Annotated in this window: 5 protein-coding genes; all 5 read left to right on the forward strand. The window is 60.3% G+C overall.

Going from position 1 to position 12,817, the window contains the following annotated elements:
* Positions 1-86: 86 nt before the first annotated feature.
* The 5 genes from QEH53_RS14840 to QEH53_RS14860 all read left to right on the forward strand — a co-directional run bounded on the left by QEH53_RS14840 (position 87) and on the right by QEH53_RS14860 (position 12,760).
* The gene (locus tag QEH53_RS14840; RefSeq protein ID WP_309024000.1) at positions 87-1,565 is read left to right on the forward strand and encodes a DUF4384 domain-containing protein; all 1,479 of its coding nucleotides are present in this window, start codon (positions 87-89) and stop codon (positions 1,563-1,565) included.
* A 125-nt stretch (positions 1,566-1,690) separates the two neighbouring features.
* The gene (locus QEH53_RS14845) at positions 1,691-5,134 is read left to right on the forward strand and encodes a caspase family protein (RefSeq protein ID WP_309024001.1); all 3,444 of its coding nucleotides are present in this window, start codon (positions 1,691-1,693) and stop codon (positions 5,132-5,134) included.
* A gap of 224 nt (positions 5,135-5,358) precedes the next feature.
* Positions 5,359-8,694 carry a caspase family protein gene (locus tag QEH53_RS14850; RefSeq protein WP_309024002.1) on the forward strand — a complete coding sequence of 1,112 codons (3,336 nt, stop codon included), beginning with the start codon at positions 5,359-5,361 and terminating at the stop codon, positions 8,692-8,694.
* Between the two features lie 192 nt (positions 8,695-8,886).
* Positions 8,887-12,138: a caspase family protein gene (locus QEH53_RS14855; protein ID WP_309024003.1), complete on the forward strand. Its 3,252-nt coding sequence runs from the start codon at positions 8,887-8,889 to the stop codon at positions 12,136-12,138.
* Between the two features lie 67 nt (positions 12,139-12,205).
* Positions 12,206-12,760: a transposase gene (locus QEH53_RS14860; RefSeq protein WP_309024004.1), complete on the forward strand. Its 555-nt coding sequence runs from the start codon at positions 12,206-12,208 to the stop codon at positions 12,758-12,760.
* Positions 12,761-12,817: the final 57 nt, after the last annotated feature.

The following is a 12,817-nucleotide window of genomic DNA, read 5'->3' on the forward strand; positions in this document are numbered from 1 at the left end:
CGCCCTACAGCCACCAGGCTCCCCTCCGATCTATCTTTCAACGCCTAGAAACAAACACCTCACTCCTCCCTCATCGATCGCCTCCCATGAGCATCCAATTCCGATACTTTCTGACCCAATTCTGCCTTCTCCTCGTAATCGCCCTGCCAGCTATCCTCGCCGCTCAAGACTACGGCACAGGCCTCGTCTTCGACGAACAGGCATATCGCGCCGTCCCCTACAAGGCACCCGTGACCGCCGAGACCTACGCCAATCTGCCTTCCGCTGCTAACCTCGAAAAATACACCCCCACTCCCGGCGATCAGGGGCCCTATTCTACCTGCACCGCCTTCGCGGTTGGATACCACCTCCGCACGATCCTTTACGGAATCGAAAAACAAATCACCTACCGATCCAAGTTAGACCAACACATCTTCTCCCCCACCTTCGTTTACGAACGGATAAAAAGCGAAGACGACAACGACTGCATGCAAGGCTCCAGCCCCGTCGCCGCCCTCGAGCTCCTCCGCACCATAGGCATCCCGCCCCTCAGCACCGTCCCCTACCAGTGCGGCAGCTCCATCGAATCCGAGGCCCTGCTCGAAGCCACAGAATATCCAATCATCGACTACCAAATCCTCTACGGCACCGACCTCGCCAACGAAGACCCCATCAAAGTCCTTTCCGTCAAAAAGTCCCTCTCCGAAGGCAGCCCCGTAGTCATCGGCTTCAAAGTCCACCAAAGCTTCTACCAGTCCGGTCCGCTCTGGCGTGAACTCGAATCAGACGCTGGCCCCACCGGCCAGCACGGGCTCCACGCCATGGTCGTAGTCGGCTACGACGACAACAAGTACGGCGGCGCAATGCGAGTCATGAACAGCTGGAGCCCCAAATGGGCCGACAAAGGATTCGTCTGGATTCCCTACGCCGACTTCGGCCGCAACTGCATCATGGCCCTACAAGCCTACGGCAAACGACCCGCCCGCCCCACTCCAGTCCCCGGGCCCGACGGCGTCACCCCCGAGCTCGCCCCCCTCCTCAAAGGCAAAGTCATTTTCCAAGAACGCGACGGCACCCCCATGCCCGCCGTCAAAGTCGCCCCGCCCGCCGACCCCAACACCCAAATCCGCTACGTCGGCTACCGCCTCGCCCGCTCCTATCCGTCCGGCACCCGCTTCCGCTTCTACATCACCACCAACACCGACAGCTATCTCTACGCCTTCGCGACCGATCTCACCGGCAAGATCACCACCATCCTCCCCTTCGCCGACAACATGTCGCCCCACATCGGACCCGACAGCACCATCGCCTTCCCCTCCGAGCGCAAGGTCGTCCGCATGGACAACCACCCCGGCACCGACTACTTGCTACTGCTCTACTCGGAGGAGCCTCTCGACATCGACGCCCTCAAAGAAGCAATGGCCGCCAATCCCGGCACCCTTTCCCTAAAGGTCGCCCAATCCCTCGGTAGCAAAATCGTCCCCGACAGATACATCCAATACGACCCCGCCCGTATCGGCTTCACAGTTACGGAAAAAACCAAAGGCACCGTCGTCCCACTCATGATCGAAATCCCCCACCACTAACCATCAGTACGGGCGGTGCTTGCGCCGTCCCGCAAAGCCCAATTCCTTCCGTCCTGTCAACAGATCCTTCGTACGTCGAAGGGCACAACCCAATCGCCCTCCTTCCCACCCCGTTCCACACAACCATGCGCCTCAACAAAACCGTCGTCCTCCTAGCAACCACACTCGCGGCGGTCATCCCGAGTTCAAACCTCCACGCCGCCGACCTCCGTCCCATGGTCTCGGTCATCGACACCAGCGAGCTCGCCGTCTTCCCCGCCCCTGACGACCTCCACTTCCTCACCCTCAACGCCACTGGAGCCAACTGGTGGCAAAGCAAAGCCGGAAAAATCCTCAGCCCCGTCACCCTTGCCAACGGCTCCGCCCTCAACGCTCGCAGCAACAGCATCCTCTCCCCCGACGGCACAACCGTATTCACCGCCACCGATTCCCAACTCGTCCGCATCCAAATCGACCAAGCCTCTCCCAACGTATCAAGCATCCCCCTACCGAGCATCGACCGCCTCATTCTCGACCCCGCCTCCGACCAGCTCATCGCCGTCGATCACGACCTCGCCGCGTCCCAAAACCACCTCTATCGCGTCGACCCCATCTCCCTCTCCTTCACGCCCCTTCCAGACCTCCCCATCACCCGCGGAGGCTCCGACGAAAATCCGGACGAGTACGCCATCGAATACGGTCCGCTCCTAGACATTCTCCCTGCCCCCGACGGCGCCCAATTCTTCGATCGCGCCGCGCAAGGCGTCGGCCTCTCCCAAGGCAAGCTCACCGCCTCCACCACAGCTAACGAACTCGCCTTCCAACACCGCGATCTCGACGGCCTGCTCACTCGCTACATCTCAGACTTCGACTCCCGCTACGCAGCTCCCGGCGGCGTCCTTCTCCATCTCTTTCAGCCCTACCACGGCTACTACGACCTCGGCTACATCGCCTTCGTCGAACCGCAGACCCTCCAAAGCGAAAAGATCCTCTACCTCCACAACACCGCCGAAACCTACGCCAACTCCGAAACCTTCGTCGGTCCCCTCCAACTCGCCGCCGGACGCAATTTCCACGCCCCCACCAACCAAGCCCTCCTCATCGAAGGTACCCGCGTCTTCATACTCGACCTGAGCGAAAAAGAGATCTCCTTCCAAACCGACCTCCGCCAATTCGGCATGAACAAATCCGGAGCCTCCGCCGCTTTCTCCGCCGACGGAAAATCGCTATTCCTCTCAGACGCCACCCATTTCGCCCGCTGCGACATCGCAAGCAATACCCTCACCGCCAATTACCAGCCCGATCCCACCCTGCGTATCCAAAAGATCGCGCTAAACGCCAACCAATCCAATTACCTCGCCCTCGACTCCGAAAACCGCCTCCTAAGCCTTTCCCTCGATCGCAACGGAGCCCGCACCCAGGTCCTCGCCGAGGATATCCAAAACTTCCAAATCCAAGGCAACACCGCCAGCCTCGCCACCCTCCTTCGCCCAAATCCCTACGCCACTCCCACCTACCAACTCTGGCTTGCCGATACCTATCCCAACTCCAAGCCCATCAACGTCCCCGCCAGTCTCCCCGACTACAAATCCCCCCTTGGCAACACCGCTATCTTCTCCCCAGCGGGCTCCTACGCCTTCATCCCGGAAGAAGACGACCGCATCATCGACGCCTTCACCGGCGAAACCATCTACACCCTCCCCAGCGACACTTCACGCAATCACTCCGCCTCGAGCGACACCAGCCACCTCGCCGCCATCGATCAAAACGAAGCCGTAGCCGTCGTATCCATAGAGCAAGGACTCTCCGCCTTCGACTTTCACTCCGCGCAAAAAACTTGGACCCACTCCGTTCCCGCCAACCGCCACGTATTCCCCCTCTTCTTCAACGACGACAACCAGCTCCTCGCCCTCCAAACCAACCCCTTCGAGCTCATCCAACTCGACGCCGAAACCGGAGAACCCCAGCCATACGGCAAGCCCCTTCCCATTCCATCCGACTCTCCAGACCCCATCCACCTGCAAGTCTCCCACGACAATAAACGCCTCATCCTCGCAGTCGCCGAAAACGAAACCCATATCATCGATCTGGATACAGTATCCATCCAAGCCACTCTACCGCTGGCGGCTGCCAACACCGCCTTCGCGTTTTCGCCCAAATCCGACTTCCTCCTCGCCGCCACCGCCTCCGGCCCCATCGAATTCTACAGCCTCGACCAAGCCCGCTCAGTTGCCCAGCTCACCCTCTTCCCCAAAACAAACGACTGGACATTCGTCGCCTCCGACCACCGTTTCGAAACCTCGCCCGACGCTGCCGATACGCTCTACACCGTCGTCGATCACAAAATCGTTCCCGGCGGCCAACTCCTCGCTCAGCTCCACGAGCCTAGCATCCTAGCCAGCATCCTCGGCGGCGACCTTCCCTCCAAAGCCGCAACCCAGATCGAAGGCCTCGCCTCCCTTCCCCAAGTCACCCTCGCCCTAGCCGACGGCACTCGAGGCCTCACCGTCGAGGACGACCTCGAGCTCGACACCGAAAACGCCACCGCCACCCTCACCCTCCGCGCCAGCGGAGCCAACCTCCTTTCCGCCGAACCCCGCCTCTACCACAACGGCAAGCTACTCGGCAGCAGCACCCGCGGACTCACCGTCGAAGATGACGACGAAGACTCGGAAACCTACCTCTCCAAAAACTACACCGTCCCGCTCCTCCCAGGAAAAAACCGCTTCCGCGCCGTCGTCGTAACCGCTAGCGGCATCGAATCCTTCCCCGCCAGCCTCACCCTCAACGCCCAAGGCCAAGCCCATTCCAACACCACAAGCGGCATCGCACTCCACACCCTCATCGTCGGAGCCAACCAGTACCAAAATCCCAAATACAACCTCAACTACGCTGCAGCCGACGCCGAAGCCTTTTCCAAAGCCCTGCAGGCAAAAGCCGCCAACATCTTCACCCGCATCGACACCCATCTCCTACTCGACTCCGACGCCACCCGCTCCAACATCCTCGCCACTTTCAAAGAAATCGCCGCTACCGCCGCCCCGCGCGACGTATTCATATTCTACTACGCGGGCCACGGCGTCGTAGACGAAACCGAAAACAAGCAATTCTACCTCGCTCCCGCTAACGTCACCCAGCTCTACGGAGATCCCGTTCACCTCGTCCAAAACGGTATCAGCGCCCAGCAGCTCCGCCAACTCTCCGCCGACATCGCCGCCCAAAAGCAGCTCTTCCTCATCGACGCCTGCCAATCCGCCGAAGCCCTCGTCACCATCGCCCAACGCGGCGCCGCCGAAGAAAAAGCCATCGCCCAGCTCGCCCGCAGCACCGGCACCCATTGGCTCACCGCCAGCGGCAGCCAGCAATTCGCCACCGAAGCCGCAGAGCTCGGCCACGGACTCTTCACCTACGCCCTCCTCCAAGCCCTAGAAGGCGCAGCCGACGCCGGCGACAAGCGAATCACCATCAACGAACTCAAAGCCTACCTAGAAAGCCAAGTCCCCCAACTCTCCCAGCAATATCGCGGCAGCGCCCAATACCCCAGCAGCTACGGCACCGGCCAAGACTTTCCCATCGCCATCATCCCCTAACGCACGGGCGGCGCTTGCGCCGTCCCGCAAAGCCCAACATCAAAAAAACAAATCCTAACATCACCAGCACTCATCAGAGTGCCCTCCACACAAGCGAGCATTGCGAGCAGCAGAAATCTCTCAAAAAATCCGCGTCCATTAGCGGTAAAACGCAAAGTCTAAAATCACATTTCCCGGACACCTTCGTGCCTCTTAGTGATCTTCGTGGGCAAAAAAACAACACCATGCGACCAATCACACAAGCCATCCTCTTCACCTTCCTCCTCAGCCTACTCCCCTTCGCTCACGCCCAACTCACCCCCGAGCTCATCCTCTCCACCGGCCTGCCGCACAACACCCCTCACATCGCCCTCTCCCCCGATGGTGAAACCACCCTCACCACCCAGTTCGACGGCACCGCCATCTTCTACGAAACAGCCACCGGTCGCACTCTCAATTCGGTCGATCTCGAGCACGACCGCTACACATCGCCCTACATCCCCATCTTCGCCAGCAAAGACACCGTCTACTTCCTCTCCGAAAAACGGGTACGCACCTTCGACCTTCCCTCCTACTCCTTCAGCCGCGACCTAAACGTTCCGGAACCTACCGCCTACGCACGCGACGCATCCTCCGGCCAACTCTACATAGCCGGCCAACGCGGCCAACGCGCCACCATCTGGACCGTCGATCCCTCTAACGGACGCATCCGCCCCTTCCACACCTGCGCCCAAGAAGCGCTCGACCCCATCACCCGCATCTCCCTCGCCCCCCGCGAAAATCTCGCCCTCATCACCTTCAAATCCGGCACCGCCGAACTCCTCAAAACCGGCCGCACTTGGGTCGTCGCCAAAACGTATCCAGCATCCAAAGACCAACGCTTCCTCCTTCCCGACGGCCACATCCTCACCGCCTCGGAAGGCTACATCGACTCCATCACCCTTACCAACCCAGCCGACGCCTCCCCGCCCGTCGAGATCGCCCTTCCGAAAAAGGCACCCGTCGTAAATATTCTCACACCCATTTCCCCCAACAAGCCAACCCTTGTATCCACTCGCGAAGACCTCTTCCAGCTCGACCCCTCCACGCGTCAACTCGTCGCCATCCGCTCCTTCAAAAACGAATCCTTCGGATCGCAAACCATTCGAAGGATCACGGCCTCCGCCGATCACGACTACATCTTTGTCCACGCCGCCCTCAATTTCGACTACGCCCTCAGCTTCGTCCTCACCCCTGCCACGAAGCAATTCAACCGCTGGCAAACAAACGCCTTCCGCCCCGAACACATCCACGCGAGCAGCACGTCACGCACTCTCCTCGTCAACGACAGCGACGGCCTCGTCAAGCGAATCGACTTCACCCCAGCCGGCCTCTCCATAGCCTCGCAAAAAGGCCAACCGCTCAGCCAAATCAGCCTCGCGACACAATCCAATCAAATCGCCATCGGAGGGATCTCCTCAAGCTACCAAGAACCAAACTACCAATCAGCTACCCTCTACCCTCCCGCCTTCTCAAAACCAACCACCACTCTCAAACACCGTGGAACCGACACCGACAACAACCGCCGATCCTCCACCAGCCCCATACTCAGCCCCAGCGGAAACCACCTCGTCATCGTCGACCCAGCCGGCTTTCACGTGCGAACCTCGAACGGAACTTTCCTTTGGAAATTTCCTCACAAACCAAATCTGAGGCCGTCAGATTTCGCATTCGACAGCGATGAATCACGCCTCTTCTTCCACAAAAGCCAAAACAACAACAGCAAAAGTACAGTCGTCGCCATCGAGCTTCGAACCGGGAAGCAGCTCTGGGAAATCCCCGCCCACGCCACCTACCTTCGCTACGACCCCGCCGACAACGCCCTTCGCTTCGCCACCACAAAAAGCTACCGCAGCAACACCTCCAACGGTACAAAAAACTACATCCGGCATTTCGTGAATACCGTCGACGCCGACACCGGAGCCGCCAAACGCGAGCCCACTCGCATCGACGTATTCGCCGACTACCCCGATATCGTAGCCGCCACCCCCGACGGTCGACGCTGGGTTTTCCAAGACAACAAAACCCTGCGCATCGTTTCCGCTCCCTACTTCAAAAACCCCTCAAATATCACCATCAAAAAGCGCGTATCCAGCGGGGCCTTCCTCGCGGGCAACAATCACCTCGCAGCCCTTTCCGATAACAGGATCGCTTTTTTCGATACCGACGCCCCAACCTACCTCGGAGAGCTCAGCCTCCTCCAGTCCGACGCTCAATGGGCCTTCGTCAACCGCGACGGACTCTTCGACGCGACGCCCGCAGCCCAGTCCGCCCTCAACTTCGCCTTTGGGCTCACCCCCGCACCGCTCGCCTCCTTCTACGAACCTTACTTCCGCCCCCGCCTCCTCAACGCCCTCTTCGAAGGACAAGCCGTCACCCCTCCCACTATCGACATAGCCACTCTCGCCCAGCCTCCCGCCACCAAAATAACCCTCCTGGACAAAGCGGCCAATAGTATCCTCGACTCCACTACGACCGAGCAAAACGAAATCCTCCTCAACGTAGCCATCGCTTCCCCCGCCACTCCCCTTCGCGAAGTCCGCGTTTTCCACAACGGCAAACGCCTCAACCTCGCCACCCGCGGCCTCTTCGTCGAAGACGACGAACCCGAAACCACCGACTCTCCCGCCCCTAGCTACAACCAAAACCGCCAGTTCCCCATCCAACTGCTCCCCGGCGACAACACCCTCACCGTCGTCGCCCTCAACGCTCAAAACATCGAGTCTCCCCCCGCCGAGCTCAGCATCCATCTCAAGGCAGATCCCAACAAAACCCAACCCGCCCTCCACCTCGTCGCCATCGGCATCGACCAGTATCAAAACGAGAAATACAATCTCAACTACGCCGTCGCCGACGCCACCGCCTTCGCATCAACGCTCCAGCAAAACTCCACCCCGCTCTTCAGCACGGTCAACTACCACCCCGTCAAAAACGACCAAGCCATCAAAGCCAACCTCGTAACAACCCTCGAAGAAATCCAAAAGACCGCCACCCCCGACGACGTATTCATATTCTACTACGCCGGGCACGGAGTCGTCGCCAAGCAAGGCCAAGGCGACTTCTACCTCGTCCCCCACGACGTCACCCAACTCTACGGCGCCGACGACCAGCTCCAAAGCCGAGCCGTGTCCAGCATCCAGCTCCAAGAGCTATCCAGTCAAATCTCCGCCCAAAAGCAGCTCTTCATCCTAGACGCCTGCCAATCCGCCGGAGCGATCGCCAGCATCAGCCAACGCGGCGCCGCCGAAGAACGCGCCATCGCCCAGCTCGCCCGCAGCACCGGCACCCATTGGCTCACCGCCAGCGGCAGCCAGCAATTCGCCACCGAGTTCGCCGAGCTCGGCCACGGAGCCTTCACCTACACCTTGCTTCAAGCCCTCAACGGCGCTGCCGATACAGGCGACAGCCAAATCACCGTCAACGAACTCAAAGCCTATCTAGAAAGCCAAGTCCCCGAAGTCACCGCCAAGCACAAAGGCACCGCCCAATACCCCGCCAGCTACGGCTACGGCCAAGACTTCCCCATCGCCATCCTCCCGTAACTCCCCGTACGGGCGGCGCTTGCGCCGTCCCGCATAATCCCAACATTCCCAATTCCCAGTACGGGCGGTGCTTGCGCCGTCCCGCAGAGCCCAACATCAACTCCCGCAAAGCCCATCATCCACCCGTCCCGCAGAGCCCACCATCCAATTTACAAACGCCCCTACCACATCCTCTTTTTCAAAACCAAAACCATGCTAGCACGCCTACTTCTCGCCTTACTAACCCTCACCCTCATCGCCACCGCCTCCCACGCCGCCTGGCAAATCGAGTCCCCTGACCCGCTCGAGCAAAGCCCCGACGGCACCCTCCTCGTCGTATCCAAAAGCCACGGCTACAACCTAAGGAGCTTCTCCATCCACGACCGCGAAACCCTAGCCACCCAATTCCTGGTACGCCAAGCCGACGCCCAACCACGCCACTTCGCCCCCGACAACTCCCGCCTCTACTACACCACCCCCACCGAGGGCCTCTTCGCCCTTGACCTCACCACCGGCTCGATAAGCAAACTCGCTCCCATCCCCCACATCCTCAGTCTCGCCCAAAACAGCCAAACCGGCCAACTCGTCACCCTCTCCGGAACTTGGAACAGCGACGCCCAGAGCCTCCATCGCATTGATCCCACCGGCGCAAACGCCCCGCAACTCCTCGGAACCATCACCGCCCAAAACCTGCCTTGGCTGGAATTCAAGGCCATCCTACCCGCTCGGGAACCCGACCAAGCCCTTCTCGTCTTTCGCGAAATAGGCCCGCCCAAAAACCAATGGGACCCAAAAACCTGGGGCGACTTTCGCTTCACCCAAGTCTCCCTCGAAACCGGAGCCATCGCCCGCAGCGCCACCATGCCTCCCCCCGACGAGAACTTCTACCTCTACGAAACCATCCGCTGGACCAACGACCAACGTCAGCTCCTCGAATACGCTGACGGCGCCTACTACCAAATCGATCCCTACGCAGGCAAAATCACCCGCACCCTCGATCTCCACAACGTCCGCTTCGACCTGTATCCAAATCATCAAGTCGTCTCCCTGCGCACCGTCACCGAAGAAGGCGAAACGCGACACTACCAAGACTTCCTGCAAGGCGGCACCCTCAAGACCATCCGCAACGTCCGCGTGCCAGAACCCAACACCTGGCCCCCACTCCCCGCTGGACTTATCGAAAGCCTCAACCTCCCCGACCTCCCCTCGCCCAGCGCCTACGCCAACTATGCCTTCCACCCCGGCAAACCGGAATTCTTCGCCACCGACTCCGGCGAAGGCGTGCACTTCTTCCGCGTCGCCCCCTCCGGCCTCAAGCACCAAAGCCGCGGCATGGGAGCCTACCAAGCCCGCTACACGCCCGACGGAAAACACATCCTCTTCGAAGGCCTTTTCGACCCACCCTCCGAACAAATCGTAGCCGACAAATTTCCATCCCCCGGTAGCCTCGTCTACCAAGATCCACCACTGCGCAACGCCAATCCTGTCTACACCGGCGACCACGAAATTTCCCCTAGCGGCAACTGGCTCATCAAGATCAACAACCGCGACGCCACTCTGCACCGCTTCGGGGATCCCGCCATCCTTAGCAGCCTCGGCGGAGTCGGCACCTACGACGCCCCCATGCCAAGCTTCCGCTTCGCTTCCGACGAAACCGCTATCTACCGCCTCGCTCGAACCGTCAGTTGGGACGATTACGATAACCAGATCATCGGCCTGCGCCTCGAAGCGCTCCCTTTCGATCCCGCCAACGAATCCCCGGAACCGACCTGGTCCGTCGAACTGCCACACGGCAATCTCGTCTGGCTGGACCAAACTGTCTCTCAAAAAATCCAATTCCTGGATACGCAATCCGGAGAGCTGCTCGTCCTCGACCCCCGCGACGGCAGCAGCAGCTCCCAAGCAATTCCCGGCCTCGACCCGGAAAATTTCGTAGTACCCACCAACAGCGTACAGTGGCACCCGAGCCGCGATCTCGTCTACGTCGCCAGCGGTTCCCAAGTCACCACGCTCGACCTCGCCGCCTCTCCTCCCACAGCCGCCAGCGTCACTGTGCCCGCAAGCATTAGACAGCTCCACCGCTACGGTGACGGACGCCACCTCGTCGCCCAACTCGAAACCGGCCCCCTCGTCTTCCTCGACACTCAATCCACTCCCCTCCGCCCCGCTCTCCAACTCGAATTCTACGACTTAGACCAAGGCGACTACCTCGCCTTCACCCCCAACGGCAAGTACGACGCCTCCGCCCCCATCCGCCAAAGCGGACAACTCCTCCAAGGTACCCGCCCCACGGCGCTCGCCAGCATCTTCGAGCGCGACTACCGCCCCAACCTCCTCGCCACCGCTCTCGGCGAAGACGCCCTCTCCGCAGACGAAGAGATCCCCGCCTACGTCCAGCCGCCCTCTCTCTCCGTCGGCGAGCAATGGGTCAGCGCCCTCGAGCGACGCATCGTCGTCAACACCGAGACCAAACAATACCCGCTCGCCACCGTATCTATCTACCAAAACGAAAAGCTCGTCCACAGCTTCCCAGCCGATGGAAAAACCAGCCTGCGCGACAACCACGTCCTCGATCTCCTGCTCGAACAAAACCGCATCAAAGTGGTTTCCACCAACACCGCCGGAGTCAGCGTCACCTCCAAGGAGATCGTCATCGATCCTCCCGAAGCCCTCCTGCGCGAAAAAATCGCCGCCCGCCGCCCCGCCGAACTCCACCTCTTCGCCGTCGGCGTCAACCAGTATCGCAATCCCGAATACAATCTAAACTTCGCCGAAGCCGACGCCACCGGCGTGCTCCAGAAAATCCAAGCCGCGAACGCCAACCTCTTCGCCAAGATCAACGTCCACCACCTCGAAAGCCCCGCCGCCACCCACGACGGCATCCTAGCAGCCTTCGCCCAGATCCGCGCCAACGCCCTCCCGCACGACGCCTTCATCTTCTATTTCGCCGGCCACGGCGTCATGTCCCGCGAGGACGCCCAGTTCTACCTCATCCCCCACGACGTCACCCGCATTTATGGAGCAAGCCAAAGCCTCACTCAAAACGGCATATCCGCCAATCAACTACGCGACATCTCAGCGACCATAAAAGCCCAGAAACAGCTCTTCATCCTCGACGCCTGCAACTCCGGCGGTGCCCTGCAAGCCTTCGCCCAACGCGGAGCCAGCCAAGAAAAGGCTCTCGCCCAACTCGCCCGCGCCACCGGCACGCATTGGATCGCCGCCTCCTCCGCCAGCCAATTCGCCACCGAGTTCGCCGACCTCGGCCACGGCGCCTTCACCCACACCCTGCTGCAAGCCCTCGACGGCGAGGCAGACACCGGCGACCGCCGCATCACCATCAACGAGCTCAAAGCCTACCTCGAAAGCGAGCTCCCCACCATCACCCAAAAGTACAAAGGAGCCCCCCAATACCCCGCCAGCTACGGCTACGGCCAAGACTTCCCAATAGCCCTCCTCCCCTAAAAACGTACGGGCGGTGCTCGCGCCGTCCCGCAGAGCCCAAGTCCCACAAAACCAAAGGCCAAATCCAATGCTCCCCACCCGCCAAACGCACCGATTATCCCATCATCGAGTTTCGCACCCCGGGGCCAACTATTTCCTAACGATCAACACCAAAGAGAAACTCCCCGGAGTGACCCAAGACTCCATCGCCAAGCAAATCAAAACCACTCTTCGCGCCCTCCACCAAGATGAAGCGATAACGCTCCTCTGCGGAACCATTATGCCCGATCATCTGCACCTTCTGCTCGTGCTCGGAAATAACCTCACCCTCTCTCAAACCATCTCCAAATTCAAAAACGCTACCCGCAAAGCCCTCGCCGCCCACACCCTCTACTGGCACCGCAACTACTACGACCACCGCATCCGCCACCAAACCAACACCAACGCCTTTGCCCGCTACATCTTCCTCAACCCCTACCGAAAAGCCCTCCTGCCCGCCGACCAGCTCTGGCCCCACTGGCTCTGCAACCGCAACTACACACCCGACTTCCAAGAGCAACTCAACCCCGACAGCACCCCGCCCGCAGCGTGGATACAGCAGGATACCAAACTCGATGAAATCTTATCCACAGACAAATCCTAACCGACGCGGGACGGCGACAAGCCCCGCCCCTACCATCAAAACCTAGCGAATCCCCAA

It is taken from the genome of Pelagicoccus sp. SDUM812002 (assembly GCF_031127835.1).
Taxonomy (GTDB): Bacteria; Verrucomicrobiota; Verrucomicrobiia; order Opitutales; family Opitutaceae; genus Pelagicoccus.

Excerpts from the sequence above, each read along its gene's own strand:
- QEH53_RS14840 (WP_309024000.1), top strand. The coding sequence starts at position 87 with ATGAGCATCCAATTCCGATACTTTCTGACCCAATTCTGCCTTCTCCTC.
- QEH53_RS14845 (WP_309024001.1), top strand. The coding sequence starts at position 1,691 with ATGCGCCTCAACAAAACCGTCGTCCTCCTAGCAACCACACTCGCGGCG.
- QEH53_RS14850 (WP_309024002.1), top strand. The coding sequence starts at position 5,359 with ATGCGACCAATCACACAAGCCATCCTCTTCACCTTCCTCCTCAGCCTA.
- QEH53_RS14855 (WP_309024003.1), top strand. The coding sequence starts at position 8,887 with ATGCTAGCACGCCTACTTCTCGCCTTACTAACCCTCACCCTCATCGCC.
- QEH53_RS14860 (WP_309024004.1), top strand. The coding sequence starts at position 12,206 with ATGCTCCCCACCCGCCAAACGCACCGATTATCCCATCATCGAGTTTCG.